Source organism: Paenibacillus dendritiformis, from assembly GCF_021654795.1.
Lineage (GTDB): Bacteria > Bacillota > Bacilli > Paenibacillales > Paenibacillaceae > Paenibacillus_B.
Window position 1 is genome coordinate 4,652,966 of the sequence record NZ_AP025344.1, and the last position, 16,839, is coordinate 4,669,804.

The 16,839-nt window shown below is 54.9% G+C and carries 14 protein-coding genes, 1 pseudogene and 1 riboswitch; of the genes and pseudogenes, 7 read left to right on the plus strand and 8 right to left on the minus strand.

What is annotated here, in order from left to right:
* Positions 1-13: 13 nt before the first annotated feature.
* The 5 genes and pseudogenes from L6439_RS20575 to L6439_RS20595 form a co-directional block, all read left to right on the plus strand.
* On the plus strand, positions 14-1,453 hold the full coding sequence (locus L6439_RS20575; protein WP_168181257.1) for a sensor histidine kinase: 1,440 nt from the start codon (positions 14-16) through the stop codon (positions 1,451-1,453).
* 72 nt (positions 1,454-1,525) lie between these two features.
* Positions 1,526-2,344, plus strand: a complete 819-nt coding sequence (locus tag L6439_RS20580) for a DUF3919 family protein (protein ID WP_213469151.1) — start codon at positions 1,526-1,528, stop codon at positions 2,342-2,344.
* Positions 2,341-3,384 carry an ABC transporter substrate-binding protein gene (locus L6439_RS20585; RefSeq protein ID WP_168181255.1) on the plus strand — a complete coding sequence of 348 codons (1,044 nt, stop codon included), beginning with the start codon at positions 2,341-2,343 and terminating at the stop codon, positions 3,382-3,384. The genes L6439_RS20580 and L6439_RS20585 overlap by 4 nt, the downstream gene beginning before the upstream one ends.
* 3 nt (positions 3,385-3,387) lie before the next feature.
* Entirely contained in the window at positions 3,388-4,731 is a 1,344-nt protein-coding gene (pgtP, locus tag L6439_RS20590) for an MFS transporter (protein WP_168181254.1), read from the plus strand.
* Positions 4,732-5,564: 833 nt separating this feature from the next.
* A pseudogene (locus L6439_RS20595) lies at positions 5,565-5,837 on the plus strand (IS5/IS1182 family transposase); the annotation flags it as partial.
* 58 nt (positions 5,838-5,895) lie between these two features.
* Here the strand turns inward: L6439_RS20595 and mqnC are convergent.
* The 4 genes from mqnC to metA form a co-directional block, all read right to left on the minus strand.
* Positions 5,896-7,035 carry a cyclic dehypoxanthinyl futalosine synthase gene (gene mqnC, locus L6439_RS20600; protein ID WP_168181253.1) on the minus strand — a complete coding sequence of 380 codons (1,140 nt, stop codon included), beginning with the start codon at positions 7,033-7,035 and terminating at the stop codon, positions 5,896-5,898.
* Between the two features lie 302 nt (positions 7,036-7,337).
* Positions 7,338-8,522: a trans-sulfuration enzyme family protein gene (locus L6439_RS20605; protein ID WP_213469152.1), complete on the minus strand. Its 1,185-nt coding sequence runs from the start codon at positions 8,520-8,522 to the stop codon at positions 7,338-7,340.
* Positions 8,519-9,703, minus strand: coding sequence for an aminotransferase class V-fold PLP-dependent enzyme (locus L6439_RS20610; protein WP_168181251.1), 1,185 nt, complete (start codon positions 9,701-9,703; stop codon positions 8,519-8,521). The genes L6439_RS20605 and L6439_RS20610 overlap by 4 nt, the downstream gene beginning before the upstream one ends.
* The gene (gene metA / locus L6439_RS20615; RefSeq protein WP_168181250.1) at positions 9,703-10,644 is read right to left on the minus strand and encodes a homoserine O-acetyltransferase MetA; all 942 of its coding nucleotides are present in this window, start codon (positions 10,642-10,644) and stop codon (positions 9,703-9,705) included. The genes L6439_RS20610 and metA overlap by 1 nt, the downstream gene beginning before the upstream one ends.
* 116 nt (positions 10,645-10,760) lie before the next feature.
* A riboswitch (SAM riboswitch) is annotated at positions 10,761-10,913 on the minus strand.
* A 504-nt stretch (positions 10,914-11,417) separates the two neighbouring features.
* Here metA and corA point away from each other — a divergent pair.
* Positions 11,418-12,353, plus strand: coding sequence for a magnesium/cobalt transporter CorA (gene corA, locus L6439_RS20620; protein WP_168181249.1), 936 nt, complete (start codon positions 11,418-11,420; stop codon positions 12,351-12,353).
* 91 nt (positions 12,354-12,444) lie between these two features.
* Here corA and L6439_RS20625 read toward each other — a convergent pair whose 3' ends face one another.
* Positions 12,445-13,506, minus strand: coding sequence for an HRDC domain-containing protein (locus L6439_RS20625; RefSeq protein ID WP_168181248.1), 1,062 nt, complete (start codon positions 13,504-13,506; stop codon positions 12,445-12,447).
* A gap of 227 nt (positions 13,507-13,733) precedes the next feature.
* On the opposite strand from L6439_RS20625, the gene L6439_RS20630 reads away from it, so the two are divergent.
* Positions 13,734-14,030 carry a DUF3055 domain-containing protein gene (locus L6439_RS20630; RefSeq protein WP_168181247.1) on the plus strand — a complete coding sequence of 99 codons (297 nt, stop codon included), beginning with the start codon at positions 13,734-13,736 and terminating at the stop codon, positions 14,028-14,030.
* 35 nt (positions 14,031-14,065) lie between these two features.
* On the opposite strand, the gene L6439_RS20635 is transcribed toward L6439_RS20630, so the two are convergent.
* From L6439_RS20635 to L6439_RS20645, 3 genes are all read right to left on the minus strand, one after another.
* Positions 14,066-15,226, minus strand: a complete 1,161-nt coding sequence (locus L6439_RS20635; protein WP_168181246.1) for a phosphodiester glycosidase family protein — start codon at positions 15,224-15,226, stop codon at positions 14,066-14,068.
* A gap of 131 nt (positions 15,227-15,357) precedes the next feature.
* Positions 15,358-16,257 carry a 5'-3' exonuclease gene (locus tag L6439_RS20640; protein WP_213469274.1) on the minus strand — a complete coding sequence of 300 codons (900 nt, stop codon included), beginning with the start codon at positions 16,255-16,257 and terminating at the stop codon, positions 15,358-15,360.
* Positions 16,258-16,441: 184 nt separating this feature from the next.
* Positions 16,442-16,816 (minus strand): arsenate reductase family protein, encoded by a 375-nt coding sequence (locus tag L6439_RS20645; protein ID WP_213469275.1) that lies wholly within the window; start codon positions 16,814-16,816, stop codon positions 16,442-16,444.
* Positions 16,817-16,839: the final 23 nt, after the last annotated feature.

A 16,839-nucleotide genomic window follows, 5' to 3' on the forward strand; every position in this document is an offset into this window, starting at 1 on the left:
AGGTGGACAACCCATGACTTTACAGCAACGCTTTCACTTGGCACTTCTTGCCCTATTCATTCCTGTCATGCTTTTTCTCTATATCGTGCTTGATATTTCTTTGCAGAATAATGTTTATCACTCCGCGGTCAATTCGCTGCAAAAGCTAAGCGTAGAAGCTCAAATCTACACGATCAATTATGTGGAACGCGAACAAAAAGGAAGACCGGACGTCACGCTTCAAAAAGGGGCGCCGCTCATTGCCTCCTATCTGTCCAAGCGCATGGGCATTCGTGTTCAGCTCATTAACGCGCATCATCTCGTCCTGGCCGATACCGAGCGAGGATCGCTGTCTTATGTGAATCAGGATATGGAACAAGCGATGCTTGGCAATAAGTCCTATATGTTTCAAAAGGCCTCTCCTTCTCCATTGCTGCTGTTCTCTAGCCCAATCTACGTCGACAATCAAGTCATCGGTATCATTCGATTCCTCCAGCCCTTGGAGGATGAATCGCAGCTGGTCAAGCGAATGAAGCTCACCTTCGGGGTGGCTTGCGTGCTTATTCTCGCTGCCGCCGTGTTGGTTGCGAATCGCTTCGCCAAGTCGCTGAGCAAACCGATCGAGCAGCTTCGAGATATGGCGAAGAAGCTTGCCAACGGCCATTATGGCAGCCGTATCGAACTGAGCGGTTATGAGGAAATAAGTCAGCTGGCGCATTCCTTGCATGCAATGGCCGATGCCATCGAGCTGCACGTCAAGCAGCTAAGCCGGGAGAAGGACAAGCAGCGCGATTTCCTGGATCGGGTCACTCATGAGCTGAAGACGCCTCTGACCGCGATTATGGGATATTCGAACCTTATTCCGCGTCTGAAGGATCCGAAGGATGTTCAAGAAAGCCTGCGCCATATTTCCGTGGAAAGCGAGCGCATGCTTACACTTGTCGAGGAACTGCTCAGCCAATCCAAGTATGGAGACAGCCCGTTCTCGGTATCCCCTACCATATGCGATATCGCGGCGATTGCGAGCGAAGGCGTCTATATCATGCAGCCACGGCTGGACAAATATCGGATTCGGCTGCACAACGAGCTAGTACCTACGATGGTTGTCGCGGATCCGGATAAGACGAAGCAGATTTTCCTGAACCTGCTCGATAACGCAATCAAATATAGCGATGCATCCGAGCTAGTGATTCGACAGACATCAAGCGATGATGCCGAGCGAATTACGATCCGGGACGATGGAATCGGCATAAGTCATTCACTCATTGCACGGTTCGAAAACGCATCATCGGACGCAGCCCTAAAATCGGACGCAGGCAATGGCTTCGGATTGCTCATATGCAAGCAGCTGATGGCCTTGCAAGGAGGAGAAATGTCCATACAATCCGAGGATGGGATCGGAACGACGATCACGCTCCAATTCCGCTCGCCGGCAGCATTGGATACACATCCTCTACCAACATGCTCGAAATAATACATTTATGAAACAATTACGAGGAAATTATGAAATGATGATTGTTTATGCTGAGCAAGGAGAGTAATGCAGATGAACAAGCTTATATGGAGCGCCTTTCTTTTTACGGGAATCATTCTATTGCTGTCTTTTGCCGGCTTCTTCCTGAATGAGCAGGTCTATCAGAAGGTCGGCATTATCGACGATAAGCATGAAGTATTGCGAAAAGTAAGCGATTCCCTTCCTGTTCAAGCAATCATTTCTCATCAGAAATGGGGATCCGTGGATGTCAATGACGAAGTAAGTCTGCACGCGTTCGTATCCTATATGGATCGAATCAAGCAGGAGTATGAACCGAAGCTGTCTACGGATACCGACAGTGAGCAGGCCATCCTCTCGGGACGTATCCAATATTTGAACGGAAGCGAGCAGACCTTTGAGCTTGGCAGCACCTTTACCCTAGGCAAATGGTCTTACGGCCCTGGACACGAGACTCCTCTGCTGTCTGCCCTGGAGACTCAGCTGCAAAGTCTTTATTATACGCCCGAGCATTTCGCGCAATTCATACGAACTGCAAAGGGGCTCACTTTTCGCTCTGATGGCGTACAAGGAAATTTGCTTGATCATGAAAAGGGTTACTTGGTGTCGAGCATTCAACAAGCATTGGAAATCAAAGATCTGGTCGAAATTAAGCAATTGTTGCTCCGCAAGCAGAAGCTGCTCGGCTCGATTACTGCATACAAGGAGGACAAGGAGCTGAAAAATGACCGCGGCAATATCCTGCATATTGTCGTGTATTCCGACTATGTCGTCATGCAGTATATGGGCGATGACAACGGAAATTCGATCTATTTGCAGGCGGGCTTGGAGAAGCTGCTTCATCGAAAGAACGCAAAGGCGGATATAAGATGACACGATTACTCTACCTTTTACTATTCGTCTGTCTAGTTGCGCAGGCAGGCTGTTCCAATGATCATCATGCCATTACTGTGGATGAGCAAGGCATGCCCGACTTGAAAGGGCGCCATCTGGTTGTATACGTGGCCGCTCGGGAAGAAGTCGGCAGTGCCCTGCTGTCCTCCTTCTGTCAACAAACAGGATGTACGTACGAATATATCCGGCTGTCGACAGAGGAAATATTGCGCCGCGTGTCTCAGGAATCAACGAAGCCGCAAGCGGATCTCGTCATTGGGGGAACGATCGATGCGCACATGACGATGAAGGAAGAGGCTCTATCCTCCCCGATTCGCAGCGCAAATATGGATCTTATCCCTTTCCCGTTCAAGGATGCGGACGAGTATTGGGCTGGTTACGAAGTGGAGCAGTTATCCATTGCGGTTCATCGCGAACGCTGGAATCAAGAATTTGCGCCGCTCGGGCTGAAGATCCCTGCAACGTGGGAAGACCTGCTTGATCCTGCATATCGCGGCAAGCTCGTTATGCCAGATCCGAATTACTCAGGAACCGCGTACACGTTTATCGCCTCGTTATACGATGCATGGGGCGAGCAGAGAACTTCCGATTATTTGCGGCAGTTGAACCGCAATATCGGCCTGCTTACTGTAAACGGCTTCATGCCGGCACAATACGTCAGCTCGGGCGAGTATGCAATCGGTATCAACTTCCTGGGAGATCAGCGCAAGCTGCGCGAGGCCGGGTTCGATATCGTGAGCAGCGTTCCGATAAAAACGAGCCTCTTCGTCAATGGCATATCGAAAATCCGGAACGGGCCCAATGAGGCCGCTGCGGACTGGTTCATCAATTACTGCTTGTCACAAGAGGCTGCGGCTGTCCTGGAACGGGTGTCTTACGGCACCCCGACCGTTCTCGAGAACAAGCAGGATGCAGCGAATTCCGCTGTCTTGCCTGTACACAGTTCCATGCGTAGGCATGAACAAATCATTGACCTTTGGAACAGAATGCGTGCGGACAAAAAAGGTCAAGGAGAATGAAGCATGTTAGGTTGGTTGAAAAAAGCTCCCGCCATACCTCGATTGCCGGAGCACATGATCGCGAAGATGTACCGAATTTTCCGCATGCGTACCTTAATCGGTATTTTTATCGGTTACGCAGGCTACTACTTAGTGCGCAGCAACTTTACGTTGTCCACACCCTATTTGAAGAGTGAGTTCGGGTTCACCCCTTCTCAAATCGGTATGTTGAGCGCGGCACTTGCCGTTACCTACGGAATAAGCAAATTCTTCATGGGAAATCTGGCGGATAAAGCCCATACGCAGCGATTTATCGCTGTTGGGTTGTTCTTGTCTGCCGTCGTTAACCTTATCTTAGGATCTACTTCCTCGTTCGGTCTCATCTTCATAATGCTTGTCGTGAACGGGGTATTTCAAGGCATGGGCGCTCCTCCTTGCAGTATCGTGCTGGCGAACTGGTTCTCGAAGAAAGAGCGCGGTACGTATATGGGAATCTGGAATACGTCCCATAATATCGGCGGAGGCATTATCGCGCCAATCGTCGGTGTTGCATTAGGGATTCTAGGCTCGGCTTACTGGCAAACCGGAATTTTCGTCGTTCCCTCGATTATGGCCATGATGATCGCCGTTTTCGTCTGGTTCTGCGGCAAGGATACTCCGCAGTCGGTTGGTCTGCCGCCAATCGATGAATATCGCAACGATTATGACGATGTGGAACGCAATCCAGACGGCGACAAGCTGTCCATGAAAGAAATCTTGATCAAATATGTGCTTAAAAACAAATTCATCTGGTACCTGTGCTTGGCGAACGTCTTCGTGTACTTCATTCGCTTCGGCGTCTTGAACTGGGTACCCTTATACTTGACGGAAGAAAAAGGCTTCACGCAATCGCAGTATCACGTTGCATTTGCTGTATTCGAATGGGCAGCCATTCTGAGCTCGCTCGTCGTCGGTGTGCTTAGCGACAAGTTGTTCAAAGGCAACCGGATGCCGCTCTGTATTATCAGCATGGTCGGCGTCGTGTTGGCTACGCTCGTATATTGGCAGTCTGCGAACGTCCTCGTAATTACTATCGCCGTATCCATTATCGGCTGTCTCATCTATGTACCGCAGTTCCTGATTGGCCTGAGCGCGATCGACTTCGTGCCGAAGTTCGCTGTAGGTACCACGGTTGGCATGACTGGTTTGTTCGCTTACTTGTTCGGCAACTTGACGGCAAGCGCACTCGTTGGATTTATCGTCGAATCCTCCGGTTGGAACGGTTGCTTCCTGTTGCTTCTCGCGAGTGGCATACTGGCAGCACTCTTCCTGACGCTGATTCAGGTCGGCCGCAAGAAGAAGCTGACTAACGCTGCGAACGAAGCGTAAGCCGCAGCAGGATATAAATTATAAAAAAATGACCCTCTGATGTCACGCTGCCAAAGCTGGGCATCAGAGGGTTTCCTATTTATTCACCCTTGAGGAATCAAGAAGAACATGTGCTAACGCCTGTGCATACTGTAGCGTAACGATATATGTCAATCCTAATAAGAGAGGGAGAGATCCGTGACTACGACCTATAGAGCACTCGGTCCATTTTTGCCTTTTCCAATCCCAATGCCAGGTGGGGGGCCTTTCACGCCTGGAATTCCTTCCGCACCAGGGGGAGGTCCTTTCACACCTGGCCTTCCTTCCGCACCAGGGGGAGGGCCTGGAGCAGGATTGCCTCCAGGCATTACGCCGCCACCGCCTCAATTGCTGAGTTCGTTTCAGCAGCTGTCGCAGTCCCCGTATCAAGTGCAAAGCTTTCTCTACCAGTATCCGGCCCAAGGCGTCACACCATTTGCTGCAGGCTGCCAGAACCGATGGACGCTCATTGTCACTCGTACCTTCAATGTTTTTCTTATGTATATCACATCTGCCAACCCATTTGGTTTTACACAGGGCTTCATCTTTCCGACGTACTCGTTTGGTACATTTCCTTCATCCGCTATTTTATGGTATACCTGTTTCTAAAGGAATATAACAGTGAACAGGTCCCTATGTCGTCCTAGTGCGGGCCTGTTCCATTCTTGACTGTACGCGGTTTCAAAGCGAGCTCCATCATGGATGCGGGCAACGGTTTCCCGGATAGTCCTCTTACTTTCCGTCTTGTCCAGTTGTAATAACCATTTCGGGAGCCCTGATACATAAGAGTCGATGGGGTTATCTTCGCGGTGCCAAAAGAGACAAAAGAGCGAATTTTTGCTGATTTAAAGGATGGTATGCGGTGGACGACCTTGCGGGGACTAAAAAGGGCCGCCACACCAGCGATGCTTGTTTTTGCTGCCATAAGCCTCAAAAAAACGGCGGCCTGTCTCTGGAAGACCGGTCACCCATCTGCTAATTTGAAATATGGATAAAAGACGTAAACAACTCCCGCGATGGCAGTTTTTTCGCGGGAGTTAGTCAACAATCTGGAACCGGCGTTCGTCCTTCCCGTTCCGCATCTATAAAATAACGCTATTAAGCGCATCTTAAGACTGGAATAACAATATCCGCCCTCCGGCAGAACTAATTCTGCATGACGAAGTCGCGATCGACCTTCGCGTTCTCGTCCTCGAACACCTTCAAAATATTGTACTTCGTGTCCCGCTGCGCCGGAATTTTGCCGGCCTCGCGAATAAGCTGCAGCGTGCTGCTGATGTTGACCTTATGCGTCGTGCCTGCAGCGGAGACGACATTTTCCTCGATCATCGTGCTGCCGAAGTCATTGCAGCCGTAGCTCAGCGTCTTCTTGCCCACTTCCGGCCCCATCGTTACCCAAGATGCCTGGAAGTTCGGGATATTATCCAGGAAGATGCGGCTGATCGCCAGCGTCTTCAAATATTCCTCCGGACTGACCGGGTCTGCCTTCATATTCGTATTCTCCGATTGGAATGTCCATGGAATGAAGGCCAGGAAGCCCTTGGACGGATACTTGTTCCCGATGCATTCGTCCTGCGCCGTGCGGACCCGCTCCAGATGAAGAGCGCGCTCCTCCAGCAGCTCGCCGAAGCCGACCACCATTGTCGCGGTCGTATTCATGCCCACTTTGTGCGCGGTCTGCATCACATCCATCCAGTCCCGCCAGGAGCCTTTGAGCCGGCTGATCTTGCGGCGGGTGCGATCGTCCAGAATCTCGGCGCCGCCCCCCGGCAAGGAGTCAAGTCCCGCCTCGTGGATAGCGCGCACCACTTCCTCCAGCGACAAACCGTCCGATACTTCCTTCATCTTCATGATTTCGGCCGGAGAGAAGGAATGCATCGTAATGCTCGGGAACCGTTCCTTAATCGCCTTGAGAAGATTCGTATAATAGCTGAACGGAAGCTCCGGATTGGTTCCCCCCTGCATCAAAATTTCCGTACCGCCGACATCGATCGTCTCCTGAATCTTCTGGAAGATGACTTCATCCGGAAGCACGTAGCCTTCTTTGGAGCCCGGGGCACGGTAGAACGCGCAGAACCGGCAATACGTATCGCAGATATTCGTATAATTCACATTGCGTCCGATGACGAACGTAGCGATCGGTTCGGGATGCCATTTCAACATGATCTGGTTGGCGGCATGGCCGATCTTCTCTACCTGATCGGACGCGAACAACGTCACGCACTCATCCGTGTCGATACGTTCACCGCGCAGCGCTTTATCCAAAATGCGATCAATCGGTGACATCGTCACAGTCACTTCCTCTCTCATTAGTTGCATGCTGTATGAGCGTACATGCAGCACGAAGCGGATGCATCCGGTCCGATGCTCCTCTATTCGCAAGCCATTCGATTTCCGATCCTGACATGAAGCCGATGCCCGTCAGAGCATAGGATCCTGCATGTCAATGACTTCATAATCGTACCACAATTACAGGCGAAAAAACAGCACCCTCTCCAGGGAAGCCCGACCCGTAATATAGCCGGTACTCCGTGCTGAAGAGGGCATAATGCCATGTATATAAGGAAAAATAATTCACTGAGGCCCTATTATTGGCTCAGTGCTTGATCCAAATCCTGCAGCAGATCGTCGATATGCTCCAATCCGACAGAGAACCGCAGCAGTCCGTCCGTGATCCCGCGCTCCAGCCGAACCTGCCCCGGCATCGAGGCATGCGACATCATCGCCGGATAGGACAGGATGCTTTCCACTGCGCCGAGGCTGACGGCGACCAACGGAAGCTTCACCTTGTTCAGGACGCGCTTCGCCCGTTCGCCGGAGCCGACATCGAACGAGACGACCGCGCCGTAGCCTGCCGATTGCCTCTCGTGCACGCCGCGGCGCGGATGACCCGCCAGGCCCGGATAATAAACCTGGCTGATATCGCTTCGTTCCTCCAGCCAAGCCGCCAAGCGGCGGGCGCTCTGCTCGCTCTGGCTCATCCGCGCGCCCAGCGTCTTCATCCCGCGCATAAGCAGCCAGCTGTCCTGCACGCCGAGCACCGTGCCAAGCCCGTTCTGAAGCTGCTTGATGCGCCCGCCCAGTTCCTCGGTCGCCGTGACAATCAGACCGGCCAGCACGTCGCTGTGTCCGCTCAGGAACTTCGTTGCGCTGTGAAGGACAATGTCCACCCCATGGGCGATAGGCAGCTGATGATACGGCGTCATGAACGTGTTGTCCAGCAGTGTCAGCAGCCCATGCTCCTTCGCCCAGCCGCATACCTCCGCGATGTCCGTAATTTTGAGCGTCGGATTGGACGGCGTCTCCATATAGACGGCCTTTGTATTCGGACGCAGCGCCGCCTTCACCCGATCGATATCGGTCATGTCGACGAAGGTCGATTCAATCCGAAGCCGGTTCAGAATCGTGGTCAGCAGACGGTACGTCCCTCCGTATACATCTTCGGTTACGATAATGTGATCGCCGGCAGAGAACAGCAGGAAGGCGGACGATATAGCCGCCATCCCGGACGCAAACGCGTAGCCGTTCGTTCCTCCCTCCAACAGGGCGATATGATCCTCCAAGGCCTGCCGGGTCGGATTGCCCGAGCGCGAGTAATCGAATTCGGGCGGCTCGTAAATGTCATGATGATGGAACGTCGCCGCCTGATAGATCGGCACGCTGGACGCGCCCGTCGTCTTGTCGATTTCCCCGCCGAAATGAATCAGCTTCGTTGTAAAATCGAGCGCCTGTCCTTGCTTCAACTCCGGCTTCGAATTATCGGATCCGCTCATCCCTGCTCCACCTCCAAGCGGGCCGCTTCCAGCGCTTGCGCCAGATCCTGTCTCAGGTCGTCGACATGCTCGATGCCGACGGAGAACCGCAGCAGCCGATCGTCGACCCCGATCCGGTCCCGAATCTCGGCCGGAATGTCGGCGTGCGTCTGCACCGCCGGGTACGTCATGAGCGACTCGACCCCGCCCAGGCTCTCGGCGAACGCGATCAGCTTCAGATGGCGCAGAATCGGATCGACATAGCGGGCATCCTTCAAGCGGAAGGAGAAGATGCCGGTGTTCCCGGAGGACTGGCGCCGCTGAATCTCATAGCCCGGGTGAGCCCCCAGCCCGGGATAATAGACCGCTTCGACAGCCGGGTGCTCCAGCAGCCATTCCGCGAGGCGGGTCGCGTTGGATTCATGACGCTCCATCCGCAGCGCCAGCGTCTTCATGCCCCGCATCAGCTGATAGGAATCCGACGGGCTCAGCACGGCGCCGATCGAGTTGTGGAGGAAAGCCATCTCCTCCGACAGCTCGCGGCCCTTCGTGACGACAAGGCCGGCCAGCACATCGTTGTGGCCGCCGAGGTACTTCGTCGCGCTATGTACGACGATGTCCGCTCCCAGCTCCAGCGGCCGCTGGAAGAACGGCGTCAGGAGCGTATTGTCCACAATCGTCAGCAGGCCATGTTTCTTCGCCCAGGCCGCCACCCGCTCGATATCCGTAATCATCATCAAGGGATTGGTCGGCGTCTCGATGAAGACCGCCTTCGTCTGCGGCGTGCGGGATGACTCGAGCGCGTCCAGGTCGTTCGTGTCGACATAGGTGGCGGTGACCCCGCAGCGGGACCATATCCGCTCCAGCAGACGGTACGTGCCGCCGTACAGATCGAGCGACACGATCAGATGATCGCCTTGTCCGAACTTGGCGAACACCGTCTGTATCGCCGCCATGCCCGAGCTGCAGGCGAAGCCGGCATCGCCCTGCTCCAGGGCGGCTGCCGCTTCCTCCAGCACGGTACGCGTCGGATTCTTCGTACGGATATAATCGAACCCCGTGCTCTCTCCCAATCTCGGATGACGATAGGCGGTAGCTTGGTAAATCGGATAATTAACGGCTCCTGTCGCCGGATCGTGAACCGACCCGATCTGGGCCAAGCGGCTTTCCATGCGGTAATCGGCTTCGTTGCGCTGCACCATTATACGTTGGCCCCTTCCTTACGCAATACGGCATTGCCCAGTTCGTACGGCGTCTCCTGATAGACATAGTAGTTCAGCCAGTTCGAGAACAACAGATTGGCGTGGGCGCGCCACGACGAACGCGGCTGGCGTGACGGATCGTTGTTCGGGAAATAATTGACCGGCAGATCCATCTCCATCCCTTTGGCGATATCCCGATCGTACTCCCATTTCAACGTGCAAGGGTCGTACTCGGAATGTCCGGTCACGAAAATATGCTTCCCGTCCCGCGTCGCCACGAGATAGACGCCCGCCTCTTCCGACTCGGCGAGAATATCCAGCTCAGGCACCCGCTCCACGTCCTCGCGGCGAATCTCCGTATGCCGGGACTGGGGCACGAGGAATACGTCGTCGAAGCCGCGCGTCAGCTTCACATTGTCCTTGGTGGTACAGTGCGGATAGACGCCGAATATTTTGCGCTCAAGCGGATATTTCGGAATGCCGTAATGGAAGTACAAGCCGGCCTGGGAAGCCCAGCAAATATGGAACGTGGACGTTACGTTGGCGGAAGACCACTCCATAATGCCGCACAGCTCGTTCCAATACGTCACTTCCTCGAATTCCATTTGCTCGACCGGCGCCCCCGTAATGATCATGCCGTCGAATTGCTGTCCTTGGATTTCATCGAAAGTCTTATAGAATGAGGACAAATGCTCGGCGGATGTATTTTTGGATGTGTGCGTCGCTGGATGAAGCAGCGTCACATCCACTTGCAGCGGCGTATTGCCTATGAGGCGCAGCAGTTGCGTCTCGGTCGTCTCTTTCGTCGGCATCAGGTTGAGGATCACAATTCGCAAGGGACGAATATCTTGGTGATACGCGCGGGTTTCGTCCATGACGAATATATTCTCCTGAGACAATATTTCTTTGGCCGGCAAATGATCGGGAATCTTGATCGGCATGACGCTCTCCTCCTTCATAAATCCATCATAATGTGGTTGTCGCTTGCGGGATAAGGGTACAAAAAAACCTTTCCCGACATTCGAGAAAGGTTGTGCATTTCCAGATTCATGCGCCTCTCTCATCTGTCAGCAGCAGTCCTCTGACCGCTACCGCAAGAATTAGCACCGTGCACGCGGCAGATACGTCCTTGAATGCAAGAACGGCTCTGCGCATCTGGCCGGTTGCCGGGTTTCATCGGGCTTGTCCCTCCACCTGCTCTTGATAAGATTGCTAACATTTCATATTCGATTGCAGTCCCGGGAAGCTGAACAGGACTTGGTAATAATTTAAAGGCAAGACGAGCCAGAAGTCAAGAGGAAAATCACCTTTTGCTCCTTCCGGCATATCGTATTCCATGTACGCCGCAGCGAACCGATTTTGTCTTGAAAAAAGGACGTGCCGAGCGGTATACTTAACAGGTGCCTGAGCGGCACAGTTGTCATAAAGTTCGAAGATTATCGTAAATCATTTCAAATTGGGGTGAATTTCGGATGGATGGCGACCCGAGGCAATGCCGAGGTACGAACGGACAACCGAATAAGGCGATTCGGCGGGACTCCGTGCAGCTTGACGGCTGTTGCGTTCTGTCATTATGCCCATCCCCGAGCGTCATGCGCGGATAAATGCCGTGCCCTGGGGTCTACGGCTCTCATCTGCATCTGCCCTGCACGAATCGTCTAAGTAGACGAAGCAAGCTGCCGCATCGGATATGCGGCCGAAGGGGAGATTGGCAATGAAAATCCGTCTAGTAAACGAAGGCGTCTTCACGCCGGTGGATGATATACAGATGACACTCGCTCCGCCGGAGAACGGCTTCTATTGGTTAGATGCCGATTTGGAAGATCTGGTCGAGCTGCAGCCCTTGTTCTCCATACATGATCTCGCGGTCGAGGACTGTATGAGCGAAGAAGAGCAGCGGCCCAAAATCGAAATCTATGAAAATCATTATTTCATCGTGCTGAATAGCATCCGCTTCGACGATGAGGAAATATTTCTGCGGGCCCTGAATATCTTTCTCGGCAAACACTTCATCATCACCGTGACGAAGCAGAAAATCAATGAATTGCGCATGGTCAAGCCGATGCTGTGGGAGCAGCAGGTGAGCTCGGCCGACCGCATGCTGTATCACTTGCTCGATCTGGTGGTGGATAACTACTTCTCGGTAGCCGATCGGATCGAAGCCAAGATCGACACCTTGGAGGAAGAACTGATCGTCAGCGCCAAGAAGGCCCACCTGAACGAAATCATTAGTCTTCGCAGCGAGATTCTATGGCTCAAAAAAGGATTGGCGCCGCAAAAAGAAGTGCTGCTGGTCCTCTACCGCAAGGATCTCCGTCTCATCGACGATGATCTGCAGAAGTATTTCCGGGATATCTATGAAAATGCGGTCAAAGTCTCCGAGACGTTCGAGACCTTCCGCGATCTGATGGGCAACTTGCGAGAATCGTATCAGCTCAGCATCGCGAACCGGGCGAACGACATCATGCGCGTATTTACCGCGATTACGACGATTTTCATGCCGCTGACGCTCATTACCGGCATCTACGGAATGAACTTCGATTATATTCCATTCATGGACTGGGCCTACGGCTCGCTTTATATTATCGGCTTTATGCTCATACTCGGTGCCCTGATGTTCTACTTGTTCCGCAAAAAGGACTGGATATAAAAGGTTCCGCAAGTGGCCTTTATATGATACAGGTTGGTTTCCAAGCCCGCCTCCCCCAACAAGGGAGGCGGGCTTGTTCCCGCTCTCCCGCTTACCCGGCCTGAGCCTGCCGCGCCTCCCGGCTCTTCCGTCTGCGGTGCAGAAGCCGGAGGAAGCGTATCCGTTCATAGTTGGTCTGCAGCTCGGAAGCCGGCAGTTCCAGCGCCGCTTCGCCGAACGCCTTGATATAGATCGGCTTGATGTACTCGTCCCCCAATTCAATGAGGGCCGACTCAACCGCTTCGCGTTCGGCGGGAGGCATCGAAGCCAGTTCCTCTTCGGCCAGCCGCTCAAAGGCGCCGCCTTCCTTCGCAATCTTCTCGATGCGCATAATCAATTCGCGCCGATCCACCTGCAATCGCTCCATCAGCTGCCCGATCCCCATCCCTTGCTGCAGCCCTTCCATCAGCAGGCGGCGCTCCGATATTTTGGCCAGCTCATTCGCCTGCTTCGCTTCCCATTCCGCATAGACCCATCTGGCGAATTCAGGCTCGCTGACGGCAGCGGCCACCCAGTCGAGCGGGAAGTCCGTCGTGCGGTCGTACTGCTTCGTAATCTGAATAATCTCTGCGCCGAAGTCGCGTACCTTTACCGCGCCGAAGCCCGGAATCTGCTCCAGTTCCTCCAGATTCTGCGGCAAATAAGCGCTGACCATGCGGAGCATCCGGTTCGACGCGATCCAGTACGGAGCTCGTCTCAGACGCGTGGCCGCTTCCCTGCGCCATTGGGCCAGCCGATCATACACCTCCGTATTCGGATGGAGATCGGCATAGCAGGCGATCCATTCCTGCTGTTCCCGCATGCGGCGCTCATGAATGTCCGCCTCCGGAACGAAGCCGAGCGACAGCCGGTAACCTGCACTCATGAGCCGCGCCATGCCCCGCCGCAGCGATGCCCGCATCTCGGCCCAATCGCCGCCTTCGAACCAGATCTCCGGCTCCGCGCCATCCGCCTCCCACAGCACCATCCATTGCCCCTGCTCCTCGCCCGCAGTCAGGAGCCCGAAGGGAGCCGCAGGTGAATCTTCCTTCCGCTTCCCGCCGCGCTTCGGCCGCTTATCGCTTCCTTCCTCCTCCATGCTTCGCTCCAATCTCACCATCCATACAACCTGCATGATCTACCTTCCTCCTTCTCGCTTCTCAAATGCCCCTCATAGCTGGGAACGCAAAAAAAGAAAGCACCTCTCCCAATGCGGCTTGCGCATCATGAAGAGGTGCTTCCTCGTCCTAGTTATGAGTTTATCTAGATTATAGCATGACTACAGAATCTGTCAATTGATTATGGCCTTTTCAGATGCGTGCGGTATAATGATAGCGTTACCGATACAAGGAGGCTTGTCCCATGAGCGCACATGAACTCGATTTTTTGGCCGATCATACCGAAGCCACGTCCACGAGATTCGTTACCTTCATCGGCGGCAGCATGCGCCGTTTCGATCTCGCCCTTACGACGACTTCCCGCTTCTATGGCAAGACGCTCGTCACCGATCTTCAGAGCGGCCTGACCGCCATTCTCGGACAGGACGACCTGGAGGAGGAAGGCTATCTGGAGCATTTCTACCGCTTGACCGACGAAGAAGCCGCCGATCTGCGCCAATTCCTGTCCCTCGTCGTCGGCGCGGCGCATTTTACCGACTGATTGGATTCCGCGATGGCCGGGAACGGGCGTACTGCTTACTCGGAGAACCAGAGCACATTGCTCAGCTCCCGTCCCGGTCTGGTGACGACCCGGCCGTTGGCCATCAATCCTGCCGAAGCTCCGCCGTCCAGATTCATCGCTTGTACGGCACCCATCTTCTTCCATATTTCCGCCCATTGCTTCATTGTCGCGGAGGGAACCGTGGCCAACAGTATCGATCCGTCGGGCAGGATGCCGATCCCGCTCCGCATCGCCGACTTGGACAATATTTTGTCCTCTTTGAAGCCTTCCGCCCGCGGATTCAATGCCACCTTGCCATCCTTCACCAGACGGGGACCGCCGCCCAGCGCCACCTGCACGTCGTCCCAGTCGATCGGATGGCCCAGCCTATCCGTATAACGAATCGACATCGTTACTTTATCCCCCACATGGAACCGATCGGCCATCGGCTTCTCCGTCCCCGTAAAGACAAGCACATATCCGTCCTTCGGAATGCTCACATTGCGGCCGGCCGTCACCTTCTTCACGACGCCGCCGCGAACGACGACGGCCCGTCCGTAGGCGAAGCCGAGCGAACTGCCTCGCAGCGGCGTGTACAATACGGCCGCGCTGCCGTCCCGCTTGGGCGTTCGGTTGACGAAATAGGCATGCCAGGACGAAGTGCGTTCGGTGTCCGCGTCCGTCACTTGACCGCTAACCTCGATGCGCAGGCTGTCCATCACGGCCCGCCCGTCCGGACGGAAACCGATGGCCGTGCCGTAATTGCTCGTATGCTCGACCCGGCCGCGGTTGATAATCGTGCCATACGGCTCGGGACGGCCTCCATAGGCCTCGAAGTAGGTTCCGTTCACCGCCGCCTTCGCTCCGGTCCGCTTCGCGGTGCGGGCCAGCGTCGCGGTCGTGCCGAAGCGGTCCTTGCCGAAGGAGACATGCGGCTTCATTCCTTTGGGCACGCGTACCGTGGTCACGCGGAAGACTTTGCGGCCGAGGGAGACCCGCTTCACGGAAACGCTTACCTTGTTCGCGGGCTTGGCTGCCGCGACGACCACGCCAGACGCCGCAGGGCGGCCGTCTTGGACCTTCGCTCCCGGCGTCCACACCCATAACAGACTGAATGCGATCAAGCCCGCAAGGCAGGAACGCCATCGGCCCGCACGGCGTTCCGAAGGAGCCCGGCATACATTGTCCTGATTCAACTCTCTCATTCCCCCAACAATTCGACCCCGCCTCTCCCTCTAAAGAGTTCCGGGTACAGGGAGGACAGGGTCTTCTAGTCATTCGATGCGTATCTCGCTATCTATTGTATCGGCAGCGGAACGCCGAATCGTTAGGCCGTCTCGATCAGACGAAGAATGCTTGTCATCTCAAGCTGCTCGAACATGGCCGCGACCGCATCCCGCTGCGGCCGGAACACGCATTGATCGGCTTCGCATACGACCGGCGCGTCGCAGTGGATGCGCGCCAGCCGCCGCGACAGATGGAGCATCTCCAGATCGGACTCGATCTTGGCGCGGACGCCTGCCGGGAGCGAGCTCATATTGGCAAGAATCCCGTCTATCGACGAATACTGCTGAATCAGCTTGAGGGCCGTCTTCTCGCCGATTCCGCGAACGCCCGGATAGTTGTCCGACGGATCGCCCATCAGCCCCTTCACATCGATAATCTGCTCCGGCGTAAGCTGCTTCTCTTCCATCAGCGTCTGCGGGCAATAGACGGCATAGTTGCCTTGTCCCTTCTTCATGATGACGACCCGTGTCCGTTCATGCACCAATTGAAGCATGTCATGGTCGCCTGTCAAGACATACACTTCCATCTCATCGCGGAACAGCCGCGACAGCGTGCCGATGCAATCATCGGCCTCGTAGCCTTCGGCCTGCACATTCGGAATATGGAAGCTGTCCATGACGTCGCGGATCAACTGGAACTGGGGCACCAGATCGTCCGGGCAATCGGCCCGGTTCGCCTTATATTGATCGAACTGCTCCGCCCGGAACGTCTTGCTCCCCAGATCCCAGCAGCAGGCGATATGCGTCGGCTCGAACCGCTTGACCGCATCCCAGAAGTACCGCATGAATCCATAGACGGCATTGGTTGGCGTGCCGTCCTTCATGCGGCGGATGGACCCGCCGTATGCGCTGGCGTAATACGCCCGGAACAGCAGAGCCATCCCGTCCACCAGCAGCATGCGCGGCTCGGCCGGTTCGGACATCATGTCCGTATCCCACATCATTCCCGTCCCCCTTTTCTAACTCTGCCTGACAGAATTGCTATATTTCTATACTTCTGACACTGCTCTCCATTATAGCACAGATAGGCTCCTCCCGGCTCCGCCGGCGCCGCAGGCCCCAACCTGGCAATCAGGCCCAACAAGCCAAGCTGGCCCAAGCTGACAGCCATTCCCGCCGGCGGTATCAGCCATGCTTGGCCGCGGTCGTCCACGTATCGCGGTATACCTCTTCGCGGAAACCGACCGTTACCCGCTTGCCGTCCGTCACGACGGGGCGCTTAATGAGCTTGCCGTTCGAGGCAAGCAGCTTGATCTGCTCCTCGCGGCTCATCTGAGGCAGCTTGTCCTTCAGCTTCAACTCCTTGTAGACTTCCCCGCTCGTATTGAACCACTTTTTCAGCTCCAGGCCGCTCCGATCGATCATCTCCTCCAGCTCCCGCTCGCTTGGCGGCTGATCGAGGATCGGAACCAGCTCCAATTCGAGCCCTTGCTCCTTCAGCCATTGAATCGCTTTGCGGCAAGTGCCGCATTTCGAATAATGATAGACCGTTACCTTCACGACTTCCAACCCCTTCCTTCTCC